Here is an 18985-nt window from a genome sequence, read left to right on the forward strand (position 1 = left end):
GCCTGTCAGTTGATGGCGAAATAACTGGTATTCAGCATTAAATCCAGCGGCTGAGCCTGTGAAATAATGTCGCCATAAATCATATCGATGCCGATGCCGGAAAGGGTGTCCATCATCAGCGGCTGATTGATCGGCCCGGCGATGCTCTTCATGCCCAGGCGCTGGGCGTGGCCCTGAATAATGGTCACCATCATCTCGTCCATCAGATTACCGTGAACGTTGGTAACCAGTTCCGGATCGAACATCAGGTAATCGGCCATGTTTGGGTCCAGCTGGTTAAAGATATCCAGATCGTGCCCGATATGGCTGAGGATAATGCGGCAACCCGCCAGGCGCAGTTGCTTCAGATTGTCGAGCAGGATGTTATCTTCACGCATCAGCGCATCGGCGTGCACGACCAGATGCAGCAGCCGGGCGGATAGTGGGCCGCTTTCCAGCAGATTGAGCAGTTCATTCACCAGCGTTGTGCTGGAGAGCCCTGCCACGGAAAGCGGCAGGGCAATGCCGAGCCCTTTACCTGCAACGGCAGTGGCGTGATTAAGGAAAATTTCATGGAATACGCGGCGGTCGAGTGCGCGGAGCAGCTCAGGTTCGCTAAGGCCGGAACGGAAAGCGCTCTCCTCCATCGCTTCGCCTTCGCTGGTCAACAAACGCAGGCAGAGTAGCCAGAAGTTGCAGGTCTCCGGCATCCGTGGCGACGCCACGCCGTGGGCAATTAGTAGCAGATCATTGTCTTTGATCATATGCCATTGTTCATCCAGCGACTTCATGCTGCGCTCATGCTGCACATGGCCTTGCTGCGGTTCGTACACTGTCACGATCCCGCGACCGTTATTTTTGGAAGAATAACAGGCGATATCCGCCTGTGACATTACTTCTGAAGCCTGATAGTTGGTTTCATCAATCAACGAAATTCCGGCGCTGGCACCGATACGGTGCGAATGGCCTTCCCACTTAAAGGGGTAGTTATTGATGGCTTCAACAATACGGCCAGAAATATACCGCGCGCTCTCAATATTGCAGTCCGGTAGCAGCAAACCGAACTCATCGCCGCCAAGGCGGGCGAGAATATCGGTCGACCGCAACATGCTGAGCATCAGCGACGAGATCTCACGCAGCAGGGCGTCCCCCGCCGCGTGCCCGGCTGAATCGTTGACAGCTTTAAAGCGATCAAGATCGATAAATACCAGCGCATGGTGCTGGTGGAATTCCTGCACTGTTAGCAGCAGATGTTTGAGATGGTTTTCAAAACTGACCCGGTTCGCCAGATTGGTCAGCGCATCGTGCGAAGCGCTGTAGCTGAGCTGCCGCAGCATTTTTCGGGATTCCGTTACATCCTGAATCACCAGCACCGAGCCAATATGTTGCCCATCCAGCGTGCTGAGCGGCGTTACGCTGTAGTGAATGTCGAAGCAGCCGCCGGTGCGGCAGTGCAGTACCATATCCTGTTCAATGGCCGAACGAGACATATCACCGCTGTGAATGTTTTCCATCGCCGGGCCATTATCACCAAAAGTGATGCGCAGCACCGTCAGCAACGGCTGGCCGATAGCCTTTTCCTGTGCCCAGCCGCTCATTTTCTCCGCCACCGGGTTCATAAAGGTGACGTTCATATCCACATCGGTACAAAGCACCGCTTCGCCGATGGAATCCAGCGTAATGTGCAGGCGTTCTTTTTCCTGGTATAGCGCGTCGTTCAACTGCTTAACTTCCGTCATGTCCATATTAACGCCGAGCAGCCGTTCAACTTCGCCATGCTTGTTCAGCACGCGGTTTGCCAGCGTGCGAATATGGCGAATACCGCCTTTGACGCTGATGCGGAACTCCAGTTTGAAAGCCATGCGTGCTGCCAGCGCGTCGCGGATAATGCGTTCGGTTTCTGGTCTGTCTTCCGGCAGCACGCGTTCGTACCACAATTGCCATGTCGGTTTCGCGTGGGGAGGCACTTCGTACATCTCAAACATGCGCTTGTCCCAACTGATAATGTCCGGCTTAAGCTCCCACTCCCAGATGCCAATCCCGCCCGCCTCGTTCGCCAGCGTGATGCGCTCCATCAGGCGCTTGTTAACCCACTCGGTCTGCTTTAGATCGTTAATGTCTTCGACCTGGGCGATAAAGTAGAGCGGGGTGCCATCCGTGTGACGAACAACGGATACCGCTATCAGCGCCCACACCAGCTCGCCGCTACGCGTGTAATAGCGCTTTTCCATGGAGTAAGTGGAGATGTCCCCGCGCACCAGTTTCTCAAGCTGTTCCAGATCGCTGTTTAAATCTTCCGGGCAGGTGAGTTGCTGGAAGGTCATCTGCCGCAACTCCTCTTGGTTGTAACCCAGAAACTGACATAACGCTTTGTTGGCCTGTAACCACTGTCCTTCAGTGCCCACCAGTGCCATCCCGATGGCGGAATACTCCATCGCATTTCGAAAACGCTCTTCGCTTTCGATAATGTGTTTGCGCTCGGTGCGAAAGGCATACATGACCATCGTCATGACATTCACCGGCAGCAGGATCATCAGGAACGGCAGCCACTGCGCGTTCATCATCACGTAGTTTTTCGGCACAGTGATGAGAGTGGGGTCATGCGCAATCATCAGGGAGACCATCATGATGGTTATCAGAAAGACGAGAAAGGCTTCAACCCGCGGCAGGCGTACGGCACTCCACATTAGCAGTACAATTACCGCAGTAAACGGCCACGGCAGGTAGTGCAACGCCAGCCAGCTTAGCCCGAGCGTGATAGAGAGCGTTGCAAGCGTTTCCAGCAGCAACTGTGGTTTACGATGACGCAACAGGTAGTGCGGTTTAAATAGCAGGCCGAGCGGCACAAGTGCCAACGCGCCGATAGATTCCGACAGTACCCATACCAGAAAGGTACGCAGAGTATTGTCGCCAGACGTCAGCAGACAGATCAGCACGCCGCCAATCAGCGGAGGAATCAGCGCGCTGCCGATTGCCAGACGCAGCCAGTCGCTGAGGTTTTGCAGCGGGTTATACCAGGGCAACAGTTTGCGCAGCAGCACCGCGCCTATCGCTGCCTCAATAACATTGACAACCGGGTAACGGAGATCGATATGGCTGGCCGATGAGAGCATTACCGTTGCTGCCATATTGCCCAGCACGCAGGCCAACGCGATGCCCGGCCACATTCGCCCTGCATGGCGGTAAAATCCCACCATAATAATAGCGGTGGGAAACCACAGCGGCGCGATAATGGTGCCGAAACGGATAAGCTCCAGCGAGAAGAGCGTAAAGATGAAAGAGAGCAGCCCTAAACTGACAAGCCGCAGCCCAGGATGTGGGGTGGTAACCAAAACGCGTTGGTGTTGTTTCTTCATTACCGCTTTATCCGCAACCCTGTGACGTCCGGAACCGCGTCCGGAGAGTAAAATTTGAATTTTGGATTATGCTAGTACAAACAATTTACAATTCCTATGCCGGGCGCTCATAATTTGACATCATAGTGTTATTAATTACTTAGTCAGTAATGAAAACGCATCCATCGTGGTAATTTTGCGCGTTTTAATGTGTGACTGGTCAGCCAGAGGAGCAAAAGTGAGCGGCTTTTTGCCACCCCTTTTTCCGCTAAGGATTCGGCTGGTATCGCGACGGTGAAATCCCTATAATTGCCGCGTTTGACGCTTTGGCGTCGTCCTTCCTTTACATCCAGGTTAATCAGGTCGCTAAATTTATGACTGATCAGTCTCATCAGTGCGTCATCATCGGCATCGCCGGCGCATCTGCTTCAGGTAAAAGTCTTATCGCCAGCACATTGTACCGTGAGTTGCGCGAGCAGGTGGGTGATGAACATATTGGCGTTATTCCAGAAGACAGCTACTACAAAGATCAAAGCCATCTGTCGATGGAAGAGCGTGTGAAAACCAATTATGACCACCCCAGTGCAATGGATCATAGTCTGTTATTCCAGCATTTAGAGTCGCTTAAGCGTGGCGAGGCCATTGAATTACCGGTGTACAGCTATGTGGAACATACGCGTACCCAGGAAACTATCCGCATTGAAGCGAAAAAAGTGATTATCCTGGAAGGGATCCTGTTACTGACTGATTCACGCCTGCGCGATGCGATGAATTTCTCCATTTTCGTTGATACCCCGCTGGATATCTGCCTGATGCGCCGTATCAAGCGCGACGTTAACGAGCGCGGTCGTTCAATGGACTCGGTGATGGCGCAATATCAAAAAACCGTGCGTCCGATGTTCTTGCAATTTATTGAACCTTCAAAGCAGTACGCCGACATCATCGTGCCGCGAGGCGGTAAAAACCGCATCGCCATTGATATTCTGAAAGCCAAAATCAGCCAGTTCTTTGAATAATACATGTTAGGCTATAACACTGAGTGTTAAGTCCTGCCCCTGATCTTCTCAGGGGCGTGTCGCACTATTAAGGAGAATGCGCCATGCGTCTTTGTGACCGCGATATTGAAGCCTGGCTGGATGACGGCCGGCTTGGTATTAACCCGCGTCCGCCGGTAGAACGGATTAACGGGGCGACGGTGGATGTCCGCCTCGGCAATAAATTCCGCACTTTCAGCGGACACACTGCGGCGTTTATCGATCTCAGCGGCCCTAAGCATGAAGTCAGCGCGGCGCTTGACCGGGTTATGAGCGATGAGATTGTACTTGCCGAAGGCGAGGCGTTTTTCCTTCATCCGGGGGAACTGGCGCTGGCGGTGACCTATGAATCCGTAACATTGCCTGCCGATCTGGTCGGCTGGCTGGACGGGCGCTCTTCACTGGCGCGTCTGGGGTTGATGGTACACGTGACCGCGCACCGCATTGACCCCGGCTGGTCAGGCTGTATCGTTCTGGAGTTCTATAATTCAGGCAAGCTGCCGCTGGCGCTGCGTCCGGGCATGCTGATTGGTGCCCTGAGCTTTGAGCCGCTTTCCGGGCCAGCCGATCGTCCTTATAACCGACGTGAAGATGCGAAATATCGCGATCAGCAAGGCGCGGTCGCCAGCCGCATTGATAAAGACTGACTGATCTCCATTGAGGATGCGATGAGAAGAGCGTTAACAACACTGATGATCTTGCTGGTCGTGCTGGTTGCTGGCCTTTCGGCATTAGTGTTACTGGTCAATCCGAACGATTTTCGCGCTTACATGGTGAGCCAGGTGGAGGCGAGGAGCGGCTATCAGCTACAACTTGATGGCCCGCTGCGCTGGCACGTCTGGCCGCAGCTTAGCATTCTCTCTGGTCGCGTCACGTTGACGGCCCCCGGCGCGGAAATGCCGGTAGTGAAAGCCGATAATATGCGTCTTGATGTCAACCTGTGGCCGTTGCTGTCGCACCAGTTACAGGTGAAACAAGTGATGCTGAAAGGGGCGGTGATTCAGCTTACTCCGCAAAGCGAAGCGGCACAGGGAAAAAGTGCGCCGGTGGCACCGCATGGCAACTCACTGCCGCTGGTGGAATCGGATCGCGGCTGGTCATGGGATATTTCCCGCTTACAGGTTGCCGATAGTTTGCTGGTTTTCCAGCGCGCCAACGATGAACCGGTGACGGTGCGCGATATTCGTCTGCAAATGGAGCAGGATGCGCAAGATCAGGCGACGCTGGATTTCTCCGGGAGGATTAACCGCAATCAGCGCGACCTGACGCTTTCATTCAGCGCGAAAGTGGATGCTCGCGACTATCCGCGTAATCTCAGTGCCGCTATCGATAAATTGCAGTGGCAGCTTCAGGGGGGCGATACGCCGCCGAAGGGTATTAGCGGGGCGGGTACATTGCAAGCGCAGTGGCAAACCGCGACGCAGCGGCTAACGCTGAATGATATTAGCCTCAGTGCGAATGACAGCGCCGTTACCGGCAAGGGAAGCGTAACGTTCGGCCTGCAGCCAGCTTGGGCGCTCGATGTGCAGTTCGATAATCTCAATCTGGATAACTTGCTGCCGTCGGAAGTCACGCAGAGCGGCGACGCCGTGACGCCACAGGGGCAGGAACAAAACCGCCTACCGCGCCCGGTGATTTCCAGTGGGGCGGATATACCGCCGTACAACGCCTTGCGCGGTTTTACGGCGCAAATCGGTATCACGGCGAAAAACGTGCGCTGGCGTGGTATGCAGTTTGTCGATGTTAGCGGCCAGTTCAACAATAATGCTGGTTTTCTCGCTATCCCGACGTTGCGGGGCAAAATGGGGAGCGGGCAAATCTCATTGCCCGGTACGCTGGATGTGCGCGGCAAGCAGGCCCATGCTGAATTCCAGCCGCGACTGGAGGGCGTTGAGATTGGCAATATCCTTAAAGCGTTTAATTACCCGATTGCGCTGACCGGCAGCCTGACCATGGCGGGCGATTTCAGCGGCCCGGATATCAATGCAGAATCTTTTCGCCGCGACTGGCAGGGAGAAGCGCACGTCGATCTGAAAGACAGCCGCACGGAAGGGCTTAACTTCCAGCAACTGGTACAACAGGCGGTAGCGCGCAGCAGCGATGTGCATGCGAAAGATAATTTTGACAACGCCACCCGGCTGGATAATTTTAGCGCAGAGTTGTCACTGGATAATGGGCTGATGACTTTCAGCGATATGCAGGGCAACTCCTCATTGTTGGCGCTCTCCGGGGAAGGTGAGATGGATCTGGTGCAGAAGCAGGCCGATATGCGCTTCAATGTCCGGGTACTGGAAGGTTGGGAAGGTGATAGTGCGCTGATTGACTTCCTGAAAGCGACGCCGATCCCCCTGCGCATTTACGGTAAATGGCTGGCGCTTAATTACAGCCTGCAGGTGGACCAGGTGTTGCGTAAACATTTGCAGGACGAAGCTAAACGTCGTCTCAATGACTGGGTTGAGCGTAATAAAGATTCGCAAAACAGCAAGGATCTGAAAAAGCTGCTTAAGAAAATGTAACTATCCGGCCGGTTTGGCCGGATAAGCAACGGCGCGGTGGGCTATAAAATGCCCTCCAGCGCCAGATGTTGCAGCAGCATAATGGTCTTGCCGTCAGCGATATCTCCAGTACGGATTGCCGCCAGTGCGCTGGCAAAATCCATTTCTACCACTTCAATATCCTCACCCTCTTCGATCACGCCGCCACCGTTTCCGACGCGTTTGCTGTCATCGTATTGAGCAATAAAAAAGTGCAGTTTCTCGCTGACAGAACCGGGGCTCATCCACGCGGCGAACACTTTCTGCACTTTTTCTAGCCGATAACCGGTCTCTTCTTCCGCTTCGTGACGAATGCGTTCTTCAGGCTCAAGCTCATCCAGCAGACCTGCGGCCGCTTCCAGCAAAAAGCCGTGGTGCTGGTTGACGAAAAGCGGTAAACGAAACTGTCGGGTAAGGATCACGCTCCGCTTGCTGATGTTATACAGCAGGATCACCGCACCGTTGCCCCGGTCATATACTTCACGGGTCTGGCGCTGCCATTCACCGTCATGACGGCGGTAATCAAAGGTGTATTTGGTCAGTTTTCCCCAGTCCTCAGAGAGGGGCATCGACGCAATGATGCGTATTTGTGCGTTTTCAGATGACATATCAGCTCCTGTACAGGTAAAATAGCAACATAACGCGCACATTCGTGCATTATCAAGGTATTTCGTGCAATCAGGAGTACGTGATGCTAACCCCACAACGTAAACAGCTGATCCTCAAGCAACTTGCTGAAGAAGGACTGGTTTTGTCGAAAGCACTCAGCGAACGATTTGGCGTCTCGGAAGATACGGTGCGGCGCGATCTGCGTGAGCTGGCAACTGAGGGTTTATTACAGCGTGTGCATGGTGGTGCATTGCCATCTTCCGCCGCCACGGTGACATTTGCCGAGCGGCAACATTTGCAGTCTGACGCCAAGCGGCGTATCGCGCAGAAAGGTGCGCAGCTCATCTCACAAGGGCAGGTTGTTATGATTGATGGCGGTACGACGACCTCTGAGCTGATTACTTGTTTCCCACAGGATTTACGTATTACCGTGGTAACGCATAGTCCCAGTATCGCCGTTGGGCTGGCACAGCATCCTCTGATTGAAGTGGTGATGATCGGTGGCTATCTCTACAAACATTCTATCGTCAACGTTGGTGCAGGCGCACTGGAGTCTATCAGCCGGATACGCGCCGACCTCTTTTTTATGGGCGTGACCGGTGTACATGTGGAGGCCGGTCTCAGCACTGGGGATTTTGAGGAGTCGCGTATTAAACGTGCATTGGCGGACAGGGCGGCAGAAACCGTGGTTCTGGCCTCGCCGGAGAAACTGAACAGTGCATCGCCGTGGGTGATTGGCGATATCTCGCTGATTAACACGCTGGTGGTGGACGCGCAGACCGACGATCGACTGCTGGCTCCGTTTAACCACCATGGGGTAACGGTGGTTAAAGCGTAGCCATTTATACTTCGTAGTCTGGATCTTCTTCACGCGTCAACGGAATGATTTGCACTTTCTGCACGCGGTGGCTCTCAACTTTCAGGGTTTTAAGCAGAACATCACCCACCTGCACCGCTTCACCTGGTTTGGGGATCCGTTGCAGGTACTCCATCAGCAGGCCGGCAATGGTATGATAGTCACGCTTCTCATCCAGCGGCAGCGCAATGTACTGCACCAGATCCTCCAGTGGCATATGGCCATTGGCCGTCCAACTGCCATCGCTGTTTTTCTGGATATCGTGGCGGGCATCGATATCTTCCACTTCATTCGGCAGATTTCCGGCGATGGTTTCCATTACATCGCTGAGAGTGACAATACCTTCCACGGACCCAAATTCATCGACCACGAAAGCGAAGTGGGTGCGGGCGTTGCGGAACTGCTCCAGCGCCTGTAACAGTGGCAGCGTTTCCGGGAATACCAGCGGCTGACGGATCAGTGCCTTCAGATCCAGCGGTTCACCACGCAGGGATTGTTGCAGCAGATCGAGCACATGGACGACGCCGAGCAAGTCCTCTTCAGCATCGCCGCCAGTAACCACTACGCGTGTATGCTGGTTTTTATCCAGCAGAGCACGGATCTCTGATTCGGGCGTGCTGAGATCGATATGCTCAATATCGTGGCGCGATGTCATGATGCTGCTAACCGAGCGTTGATTGAGGTTCAGCACTCGCTCAATCATGCGCCGCTCCTGCAAATTAAAGATCTGGCTGTCGTCGCTGTTGTGCAACATCGAGGCGGTGTCGGCATCCAGTTCAGCATCCTCTTTCCGCCCGCTTAGCAGGCGCATCACCGTTTCTGTTGTGCGCTGACGTATCGTCTGGTTGGCGAACAGAAAACGGCGGCGATTAAAGATAGCCAACTGGTTCAGCGCTTCTATCATCACCGAGAAACCAATTGCGGCGTACAGATAGCCTTTCGGTATATGGAAACCAAAACCATCGGCCACCAGACTAAAACCAATCATCAGCAGGAAACTGAGACAAAGAATAACAATCGTCGGGTGACTGTTGACGAAGCGAGTCAGGGATTTACTGGCCAGCAGCATCAGGGTAATAGCAATCACCACGGCAGCCATCATGACGGCCAGGTGGTCAACCATGCCGACAGCGGTGATCACCGAGTCGAGCGAGAAGACCGCATCCAGCACCACGATCTGGGCGACCACGGCCCAGAACTTCGCACCACGCCGCTGCGTTGGATTCTCGCTGTCTTTACCTTCAAGGCGCTCATTAAGTTCCACCGTCGCTTTAAACAGCAGAAACAGGCCGCCGAGCAGCATAATCAGATCGCGCGCGCTGAAGCTCAAGCCGTGCACCGTAAGCAGAGGATTGGTGAGTGTCACCAGCCAGGAGATTGAGGCCAGCAAAAGCAGTCGCATCAACATCGCCAGCAGCAGCCCGGTAACACGGGCGCGATCGCGCTGCGCCGCAGGCAATTTCTCCGCAAGAATTGCAATAAACACCAGGTTATCAATACCGAGTACCAGCTCGATCACTACCAGCGTGACCAGCCCGGCCCAGATTGATGGATCGGCAATCCATTCCATCGTAAACGTAATGCCTTCTGTGATATGACAATTGTCACCGTGTGATCATGGATAAAGCTGGATAAAATTGCAATGCCAGCCTGCGATTATTCTTAATTTATTGGATGTGAGCAATACGTATAAATTCAATTCCCTTATTGTTACTGTGATTAATTATAAGAAAAAATTTAGCAAATTAGGATATTCCGCATGAGTAAATCCGCATGCAAAGATTGTCAATATACGGTAAATCTTAAAATTCAAAAAGTTTGTTCTTAAACTTATTCTTAAAAATATCTTTATCAGGGCTGGTGCCTTGCCTGCTATTCGCTTAGCTGCAACAATTCCTCCTGCATCACTCAAATATCCTAACGATGCTATTTCCGTCATCGTTATTCGTTACAAGTTCGATTCCCGCCGTCTTTTTTCTGGTCTGCGGTCCATTGCAACCTTAAGGCCTGTAAGGGATAACTATCAATGAGTTAGAGATGTCCAGTGAATTGGTAACTGAAAGCCAGGGGCGGTAGCGTGCCTGTGGGTATGTCAATCAGCCTGGATTATTCTGTAATCGCATGTGGTTGAATAAACGCTTTTTAGGATTGATGCCAGTTATATTCTTTCGTAATTAACTGCATTCTGATTCTATGTACAGCTTGAGCGCTTATATAAATCGCACAGGATAATTACTTTGCCAAAGTGATAATTAATCAATGATGAAATCTCAAATGAAATTGATGCCATTATTGGTGTCCATAAGCTTGATGAGTGGCTGCACTGTTTTCCCTGGTAGTAATATGACTACGATGGGAAAGGATGTGATTAAACAGCAGGATGCAGACTTTGATTTAGACCGTATGGTGAATGTTTATCCTTTAACACCGCGTCTGATTGAACAATTGCGCCCGCACGTTAATGTCGCTCAACCAAATATGTCGCTCGACAACGAAATTGCGGCTTACCAGTATCGTGTAGGGCCAGGGGATGTATTGAGTGTCACCGTCTGGGATCACCCGGAATTAACCACCCCAGCGGGTCAATATCGTAGTTCCAGCGACACAGGCAACTGGGTGCAGCCTGATGGCACCATGTTTTACCCCTATATCGGAAAAGTGCGGGTGGTGGGAAAAACCCTTGCCGAGATCCGCAGTGATATTACCAGCCGTTTAGCGACGTATATTGCTGACCCGCAGGTGGACGTTAATATCGCCGCATTCCGCTCACAAAAAGCTTATGTCTCCGGCCAGGTCATCAAATCCGGGCAGCAGGCGATCACCAACGTACCGCTTACCGTGCTGGATGCTATCAATGCTGCGGGCGGTCTGACCGACAACGCTGACTGGCGCGACGTGGTGTTGACGCACGATGGAAAAGAGCAGCGCATTTCACTCCAGGCATTGATGCAGAATGGTGACCTCAGCCAGAACCGGTTGCTTTATCCGGGCGATATCCTCTTTGTACCGCGTAATGATGATCTGAAAGTGTTCGTGATGGGCGAAGTGAAAAAACAGAGCACGCTCAAAATGGACTTCAGCGGTATGACGCTGACGGAAGCGCTTGGCCAGGCAGAAGGCATCGACCTGACGAGCTCCAACGCCAGTGGCATCTTCGTTATCCGTCCTTTGAAAGGCAACGAGGGTGGACGAAGTGGCAAGATTGCCAATATTTACCAGCTTGATATGTCTGACGCCACGGCTCTGGTAATGGCGACGAATTTCCGCCTCCAGCCGTATGACGTGGTGTACGTCACGACTGCGCCGGTGGCGCGCTGGAACCGTCTTATCAACCAGTTGCTGCCGACAATCAGTGGCGTTCGCTACATGACTAACACAGCTACTGACATTCAAAGCTTGAAATGACTATGTTCAACAAAATTCTGGTGGTTTGCGTGGGGAACATTTGTCGTTCTCCTACAGCAGAACGGCTGCTGAAAAAATACCAGCCCGGATTAACGGTAGCATCAGCAGGGCTGGGCGCGCTGGTCGGACGTGGCGCGGATGTTAACGCGGTGAGCGTAGCGGCAGACAATCAACTTTCTCTGGAGGGACATTGCGCGCGGCAGGTTTCCAGTGCCATGTGTCGCGAATATGACCTGATTCTGGTCATGGAAAAGCGACACATTGCTAGCCTGTGCGAAATTGCCCCGGAGATGCGCGGAAAGGTCATGTTATTTGGCCATTGGGACAACGAACGAGACATTCCCGACCCGTATCGTAAAAGTCGTGAAGCTTTTGAAGCCGTTTACACCTTACTTGACCAGTCTGCCCGCCAGTGGGTGCAGGCATTGCAAGCTCAGCAGGGATAATGATGACAGAGAAAACACACCCTTCGCATTCTGCTGCCCCGATGGTGGGCAATGATGAAATTGATATTGGCCGTTTGCTCGGCACTATCATTGAAGCACGCTGGTGGGTATTGGGCATCACTTCGGTGTTTGCACTGATCGCGGTTGTCTACTGCCTGTTTGCGACACCCATTTACAGCGCCGATTCACTGGTACAAATCGAACAAAACACCGGCAGTACACTGGTGCAGGATATCAGCAGCGCCCTGACAAACAAGCCACCCGCGTCAGATGCAGAAATCCAGCTTATCCAGTCGCGTATGGTGCTGGGCAAAACGGTTGAAGATCTGGATCTCGACATCTCTGTGGTGAAAAACACCTTTCCGCTGTTTGGTACCGGCTGGGAGCGGCTGATGGGGCGGCAGGACGAGACGGTGAAAGTTACCATCTTTACTTTGCCTAACAGCATGAAAGAGCAGACTTTTACGCTGAAAGTGTTGAGCCCAAAACAGTATCAGTTAACCAGCGATGGCGGTTTTGAGGCGCGTGGTGAAGTTGGCAAGTTGCTGAACAAGCAGGGCGTGACCATGATGGTGAGCAACATTCTCTCCTCGAATGGCACCGAGTTTACTGTCACAAAATTCTCCACGCTGGGGATGATTAACAACCTGCAAAACAACCTGACGGTAGTGGAGAATGGTAAAGATACCGGTGTGCTCAGCCTGACGTATATCGGTGAAGACCGCGATCAGATCCGCGCTATTTTGAACAGTATTACCCGTAATTACCTTGAGCAAAATATTGAGCGTAAATCCGAGGAAGCAGCGAAGAGCTTGATGTTCCTTGATAAACAGCTGCCGGAAGTGCGCCACAATCTCGACATCGCAGAAGATAAGCTCAATACCTATCGCCAGACCAAAGACTCTGTCGATGTGCCGCTGGAAGCCAAATCGGTGCTCGATTCGATGGTAAACATCGACGCGCAGTTAAATCAACTGACTTTCAGTGAAGCGGAAATATCCAAGTTATACACCAAAGCTCACCCGGCATACCGCACGCTACTGGAAAAACGTAAAGCGCTGGAAGATGAAAAAGCGAAGCTGAATGAACGGATCGCTGCGATGCCGCAAACGCAACAGGAAATTGTTCGCCTGACGCGTGATGTCGAATCCGGCCAGCAGGTCTATATGCAACTGCTGAATAAACAGCAGGAGCTGCGGATTACCCAGGCCAGTACCGTGGGTGATGTACGCATTGTTGACCCGGCGATCACCCAACCTGGCGTGCTGAAACCGAAGAAAGCGTTGATCATTCTCGGCAGCATTATTCTTGGCCTGGTTGTTTCCGTGGTTGGCATTCTGCTTCGTTCACTGTTCAATCGCGGTGTGGAAAGCGCGCAGATCCTCGAAGAGCATGGCATCAATGTTTATGCCAGCATCCCGCTTTCCGAATGGCAAAAAGCGCGGGATAGCGTCAAAACTGTTAAGGGCGTTAAGCACTACAAGCAGAGGCAGTTGCTGGCGGTGGGTAACCCGACGGATCTGGCGATTGAAGCCGTGCGCAGTCTGCGTACCAGTCTGCACTTTGCCATGATGCAGTCCACAAATAATGTGCTGATGATGACCGGGGTCAGCCCTTCCATCGGTAAAACCTTTGTCTGCGCCAACCTTGCAGCGGTGATCAGCCAGACGAATAAACGTGTGCTGCTGATCGACTGTGATATGCGTAAAGGCTACACCCACGAACTGCTGGGCACCGACAACATTAACGGTTTGTCCGATGTATTGGCCGGAAAAGGGTCGATAGAGAATTGTGCCAAACCGACCTCCATCGGCAACTTCGATCTGGTTCCGCGCGGCGTGGTGCCGCCGAATCCGTCCGAACTGTTGATGAGTGAACGCTTTACACAACTAGTGGAATGGGCCAGCAGCCATTATGACCTGGTGCTGATCGACACCCCGCCAATTCTGGCGGTGACGGACGCGGCGATTGTTGGTCGTCATGCCGGTACTACGCTGATGGTAGCCCGCTACGCTGTGAATACCCTCAAAGAGATCCAGACCAGCCTGAGTCGCTTCGAACAGAACGGTATTGATGTTAAAGGCGTGATCCTGAACTCGATTTTCCGCCGCGCGACCAGCTATCAGGATTACGGCTATTACGAATACGAATACAAGTCCGATTCGAAATAACCCGTCCCTCACTTCCATCTTTAGCACGAACTGCTCTCCTCCGTCTGGGGGAGAGCAGGCGTGAGGGCGAACGTGGCATGTTGAACGCATTAGGGATCGCATCATGAGCACAACAGCAAACCCATTAATTTCTATCTATATGCCAACCTGGAACAGGCAACAGCTGGCGATCCGCGCCATTAAATCGGTGCTGCGCCAGGATTACCCGCACTGGGAAATGATCGTTGTGGACGACTGTTCCGACGCGTATGAACAACTGCAACAGTTTGTTGAGGAGCTAGGTGATTCACGCGTGAGTTATACGCGCAATCTCCATAACTCGGGTGCCTGCGCGGTGCGTAACCAGGCAATTTTACAGGCGCAGGGGCAGTACATTACCGGAATTGACGACGACGATGAATGGACGCCGAACAGGCTGTCGGTTTTTCTGGCGCATAAACATCTGCTTAACACGCGTGCGTTTCTCTATGCCAATGATTATCTCTGCGAGGGTGAGGTTTATGCGCAACCCGCCAGTTTGCCGCTGTATCCAAAATCGCCGTTCTCACGCAAGCTGTTCTGGAAGCGCAACATCGTCGGCAACCAGGTCTTTACCTGGGCCTGGCGCTTCAAAGAGAGCTTGTTCGACACGCAACTGAAAGCGGCTCAGGATTACGATATTTTCCTGCGCATGGTCGATGAATATGGCGAACCGTGGAAGATTGAAGAAGCCACGCAAATCCTGCACGTCAACCACGGCGAAATGCAAATAACCTCGTCGCCGAAGAAATTCTCCGGTTACTTCCATTTTTATCGTAAGCATAAAAATAAGTTCGATCGTGCCAGTAAAAAATATCAGTTGTTTACGCTCTATCAGATCCGTAATAAGCGCATGACCTGGCGCACGCTGCTGACATTGTTCTCGCTGCGTAACGGTAAACGACTGGCTGACGGGCTGCGGGGGAAATAATGCGACTGGAAGATTTTCGCGCAAACCACTGGAGCTTGCGCCCTTGCTGCATGGTTGCGGCTTACCGTATTGCTCACTTTTGCTCGGTGTGGCGCAAAAAACATGTCATCAACAACCTGTGGGCTGCGCCTGCGATCCTGATTTATCGTTTTGTCACCGAGTGTCTGTTTGGCTACGAAATTCAGGCTGCTGCGACCATCGGACGCCGTTTTACAATCCATCACGGCTACGCGGTGGTGATCAATAAAAATGTGGTGGCAGGTGATGATTTCACGATTCGTCACGGCGTTACCATTGGTAACCGTGGTGCCGATAATCTGGCCTGCCCGGTAATTGGTAACAACGTCGAGGTGGGCGCGAATGTAGTGATTATTGGCGATATCACCATTGGCAACAATGTCACCATCGGCGCGGGAAGCGTCGTACTCGACTGCATCCCTGATAACGCGCTGGTGGTTGGCGAGAAAGCGCGGGTGAAGGTGATCAAATGAATATCTTACAGTTCAATGTTCGCCTTGCTGAAGGCGGCGCTGCGGGTGTGGCGCTGGATTTGCACCAGCGCGCACTGCAAAAGGGTATGCAGTCACGTTTTATTTATGGCTACGGTAAAGGCGGGAAAAAAAGTGTCAGTCACGATAACTATCCGCAGGTTTACAAGCAGACGCCTCGTCTGACTTCTGTTGCTAATCTCGCGCTGTTCCGCCTGTTTAATCGTGATGTTTTTGGCAATTTGAATAATCTTTATCGCACCGTGACCCGTACGCAAGGGCCGGTGGTGCTGCACTTTCATGTGATGCACAGCTACTGGCTGAACTTTGCTGAGTTGGTGGCATTCTGCCAGAAAGTGAAAGCGCATAAATCTGACGTCACGCTGGTCTGGACGCTGCACGATCACTGGAGCGTTACCGGGCGCTGCGCCTTTACCGACGGCTGCGAAGGCTGGAAAGAGAATTGCCGCAAATGCCCAACGTTGAGCAACTATCCGCCAGTAAAGGTGGATCGCGCGCATCTACTGGCCAACCACAAGCGTCAGTTATTTAACGATATGCTGGCACTGGGCTGCCAGTTTATCTCCCCCAGCCAGCATGTAGCGGACGCTTTTAACAGCCTCTATGGTGCAGGGCGCTGCAACATTATTAATAACGGTATTGATGTCGCCACCGAGGCGATTCTGGCTGAACTCGTGCCAGTAAAAGCCACCGAAGGAAAACCGAAAATCGCCGTGGTAGCCCATGACCTACGCTATGACGGTAAAACTAACCAGCAGCTGATGCGTGACATCATGGCCCTTTCTGACCGCGTGGAGCTGCACACCTTTGGCAAGTTTTCTCCGTTTGCGGGGCAAAACGTTGTCAACCACGGCTTTCTTACTGACAAGCGCCAGTTGATGAGTGAACTCAATCAGATGGATGCGCTGGTATTTTCTTCCCGGGTGGATAACTACCCGTTGATCCTCTGTGAAGCGCTCTCCATTGGCGTGCCGGTGATCGCCACGCACAGCGATGCGGCAAGGGAAGTGTTGCAAAAATCCGGAGGTAAAACCTTTAACGAACAGGAGGCGCTGCAGTTGGTACAGTGCCGTAAAGCAGACATTGCACAGGCGGTGTTTGGCGAAAGCCTCGACGCGTTTAGCGCACGCAGCCGCCAGGCTTACAGTGGACAACAGATGCTGGAGGAATATGTCTCATTCTATCAGAGTCTGTAGCTATCTCCTGTTGCCGGTGATTTACCTGCTGGTTAACGTGAAAATCATGCAGCTTGGTGAAAGTTTCCCGATCACTATCGTGACATTTTTGCCGCTGCTGTTACTGCTCTACCTCGACAAAATCAATCTGAAAAAATTGATGTTGGCACTGGGAGCGGGAGCTGGGTTAACGCTGTTTAACTTTATTTTTGGTAAATCGCTCGATCCCGGCAAATATGTCACTTCAACCATGCTGTTTGTTTACATTGTGATCATTGTTGGCATGGTGTGGAGCATCCGCTTTAAAACCATATCACCACATAATTATCACAAGATTTTGCGCTTTTTTTATGTGGTCGTGGCAATGGTGGTGATGCTCGCGGCGATGGAAATGGTCCAGATTATTCTCACTGGTGGAAGCGGTTTGATGGAGAGTATTTCTAAATACCTCATCTACAGCAACAGTTACGTACTGAATTTTATCAAGTTCGGCGGTAAGCGTACTACTGCGTTATATTTCGAACCGGCATTCTTTGCTCTGGCATTAATCTCAATTTGGCTCAGTATCAAACAGTTTGGTATCAAAACGCCGAAGACCGATGCTATGATTTTGGCAGGCATAGTACTTTCGGGATCGTTCTCTGGGGTAATGACCTTTATCATGTTCTATTTGCTGGAGTGGGCATTCCAGTATCTGAACAAAGAGGCGATTCGTAAAAAATTGCCGCTGGCAATTATTTCACTCTCAGTATTTATTGTCGGCGTGGTTTTCGCATTCCCCTATATTGCAGAACGAATCGGTGATTTAGGTACGGAAGGTTCATCTTCTTATTACCGTATTATCGGTCCGCTGGTGATGGTGGGATATTCACTGACCAATATTGATGGGGTGGTAAGATTTGGCTCACTTTATGAATATGTCGCATCATTCGGAATCTTTAACGGTGCAGATGTCGGGAAAACAATAGACAATGGGTTGTATCTGCTGATCATTTATTTCTCATGGTTCGCAGTTTTGCTAACAGGTTGGTATTTGTTCAAAATCGGGAAAATGATGGTAAATGCCTTTGGTAATAATCAGAATTTTCGCGTGCAGCTTTACCTGTTTACGCCTATGTCGTTGTTTTTTACGGGATCAATTTTTAGCCCCGAATATGCGTTTTTAATCGTTTGTCCGTTTATTCTGCGTAAAGCGTTGAATATCGTGAATTCATGAAAAGGTGGGTCATATGCTGCTAAGTGTTATTACTGTCGCGTTTCGCAATTATGAAGGTGTGATGAAGACCTGGCAGTCTCTGGCCCATCTGGCGAAAGCGCAGAATATCGAATTCGAATGGATTGTCGTTGACGGCGGCTCGCAGGATGGTACTGCGGAATTTCTGAAAAATCTCAACGGACAATACAATTTACGTTTTATCAGTGAGCGTGACAAAGGTATTTATGATGCTATGAATAAAGGCATTGACATGGCGACGGGACGCTATGCATTGTTTTTGAATTCTGGTGATATTTTCCATGAGGAAATTGTGGATGTTGTTCGCCAGTTAGCTGAAGAACGCGAAAATGCCATGTATATTGGTGATGCGCTGCTGGACTTTGGCGACGGTAACAAATTACGCCGTAGCGCCAAACATGGTTGGTATATTTACCACAGCTTGCCGGCCAGCCATCAAGCCATATTTTTCCCTGTGAATGGTCTGAAAACATACCCCTACGATCTGCAATTTAAAGTCTCTTCCGATTACGCATTAGCAGCCAGAATGTTTAAAGCCGGTTTTCCTTTCAAACGTTTGAAAGGGCTGGTATCTGAATTTTCGATGGGCGGCGTATCTACCTCTAATAACGTTGAATTGTGTCAGGATGCCCGCAAAGTTCAGCGCATGATATTACGAGTCCCGGGTTTTTGGGCGCAATTGTCATATATGTTGCGCATGCGGACGACTGGCAAAGCAAAGGCCTTATATAACAAAGCATAACGCTCAA

Annotated in this window: 15 protein-coding genes; 12 read left to right on the top strand and 3 right to left on the bottom strand. The window is 51.6% G+C overall.

Translation table 11 applies throughout. The annotated features are described in order from the left end of the window. Nucleotides 1–5: 5 nt before the first annotated feature. A complete protein-coding gene (locus BM427_RS16125; protein ID WP_090123200.1) occupies nucleotides 6–3335 on the bottom strand; it encodes a diguanylate cyclase in 3330 nt (1109 codons plus the stop codon). Between the two features lie 353 nt (nucleotides 3336–3688). On the opposite strand from BM427_RS16125, the gene udk reads away from it, so the two are divergent. The 3 genes from udk (at nucleotide 3689) to asmA (ending at nucleotide 6864) form a co-directional block, all read left to right on the top strand. Continuing rightward, complete coding sequence (gene udk / locus BM427_RS16130) at nucleotides 3689–4330, top strand: uridine kinase (RefSeq protein ID WP_017458502.1); 642 nt, start codon at nucleotides 3689–3691, stop codon at nucleotides 4328–4330. An 83-nt stretch (nucleotides 4331–4413) separates the two neighbouring features. Beyond that, on the top strand, nucleotides 4414–4995 hold the full coding sequence (dcd, locus tag BM427_RS16135) for a dCTP deaminase (protein ID WP_090123203.1): 582 nt from the start codon (nucleotides 4414–4416) through the stop codon (nucleotides 4993–4995). Nucleotides 4996–5016: 21 nt separating this feature from the next. Then, the gene (gene asmA, locus BM427_RS16140; RefSeq protein WP_090123205.1) at nucleotides 5017–6864 is read left to right on the top strand and encodes an outer membrane assembly protein AsmA; all 1848 of its coding nucleotides are present in this window, start codon (nucleotides 5017–5019) and stop codon (nucleotides 6862–6864) included. Nucleotides 6865–6905: 41 nt separating this feature from the next. On the opposite strand, the gene BM427_RS16145 is transcribed toward asmA, so the two are convergent. Beyond that, nucleotides 6906–7490 (bottom strand): NUDIX hydrolase, encoded by a 585-nt coding sequence (locus BM427_RS16145; RefSeq protein WP_090123207.1) that lies wholly within the window; start codon nucleotides 7488–7490, stop codon nucleotides 6906–6908. An 83-nt stretch (nucleotides 7491–7573) separates the two neighbouring features. Here BM427_RS16145 and BM427_RS16150 point away from each other — a divergent pair, with 83 nt between their 5' ends. Then, on the top strand, nucleotides 7574–8329 hold the full coding sequence (locus BM427_RS16150; protein ID WP_090123209.1) for a DeoR/GlpR family DNA-binding transcription regulator: 756 nt from the start codon (nucleotides 7574–7576) through the stop codon (nucleotides 8327–8329). A gap of 4 nt (nucleotides 8330–8333) precedes the next feature. On the opposite strand, the gene BM427_RS16155 is transcribed toward BM427_RS16150, so the two are convergent. After that, nucleotides 8334–9917 (bottom strand): TerC family protein, encoded by a 1584-nt coding sequence (locus BM427_RS16155; protein ID WP_090123211.1) that lies wholly within the window; start codon nucleotides 9915–9917, stop codon nucleotides 8334–8336. Between the two features lie 689 nt (nucleotides 9918–10606). On the opposite strand from BM427_RS16155, the gene BM427_RS16160 reads away from it, so the two are divergent. From BM427_RS16160 to wcaE, 8 genes are all read left to right on the top strand, one after another. After that, nucleotides 10607–11752 (top strand): polysaccharide export protein, encoded by a 1146-nt coding sequence (locus tag BM427_RS16160; RefSeq protein WP_090123213.1) that lies wholly within the window; start codon nucleotides 10607–10609, stop codon nucleotides 11750–11752. A 2-nt stretch (nucleotides 11753–11754) separates the two neighbouring features. Beyond that, the gene (gene wzb, locus BM427_RS16165) at nucleotides 11755–12198 is read left to right on the top strand and encodes a low molecular weight protein-tyrosine-phosphatase Wzb (RefSeq protein ID WP_090123217.1); all 444 of its coding nucleotides are present in this window, start codon (nucleotides 11755–11757) and stop codon (nucleotides 12196–12198) included. A 2-nt stretch (nucleotides 12199–12200) separates the two neighbouring features. Further along, entirely contained in the window at nucleotides 12201–14369 is a 2169-nt protein-coding gene (gene wzc / locus BM427_RS16170) for a tyrosine-protein kinase Wzc (protein WP_090123219.1), read from the top strand. 103 nt (nucleotides 14370–14472) lie between these two features. Continuing rightward, complete coding sequence (wcaA, locus tag BM427_RS16175) at nucleotides 14473–15318, top strand: colanic acid biosynthesis glycosyltransferase WcaA (RefSeq protein ID WP_090123220.1); 846 nt, start codon at nucleotides 14473–14475, stop codon at nucleotides 15316–15318. Beyond that, the gene (gene wcaB, locus BM427_RS16180; RefSeq protein ID WP_090123222.1) at nucleotides 15318–15809 is read left to right on the top strand and encodes a colanic acid biosynthesis acetyltransferase WcaB; all 492 of its coding nucleotides are present in this window, start codon (nucleotides 15318–15320) and stop codon (nucleotides 15807–15809) included. The genes wcaA and wcaB overlap by 1 nt, the downstream gene beginning before the upstream one ends. Beyond that, nucleotides 15806–17023 (top strand): colanic acid biosynthesis glycosyltransferase WcaC, encoded by a 1218-nt coding sequence (gene wcaC, locus BM427_RS16185; RefSeq protein WP_090123224.1) that lies wholly within the window; start codon nucleotides 15806–15808, stop codon nucleotides 17021–17023. The genes wcaB and wcaC overlap by 4 nt, the downstream gene beginning before the upstream one ends. Then, a complete protein-coding gene (wcaD, locus tag BM427_RS16190) occupies nucleotides 16998–18218 on the top strand; it encodes a colanic acid polymerase WcaD (protein WP_090123225.1) in 1221 nt (406 codons plus the stop codon). The genes wcaC and wcaD overlap by 26 nt, the downstream gene beginning before the upstream one ends. A gap of 13 nt (nucleotides 18219–18231) precedes the next feature. After that, a complete protein-coding gene (wcaE, locus tag BM427_RS16195) occupies nucleotides 18232–18978 on the top strand; it encodes a colanic acid biosynthesis glycosyltransferase WcaE (protein WP_090123227.1) in 747 nt (248 codons plus the stop codon). Nucleotides 18979–18985 lie beyond the last annotated feature (7 nt).

It is taken from the genome of Kosakonia arachidis, from assembly GCF_900116535.1.
Lineage (GTDB): Bacteria > Pseudomonadota > Gammaproteobacteria > Enterobacterales > Enterobacteriaceae > Kosakonia > Kosakonia arachidis.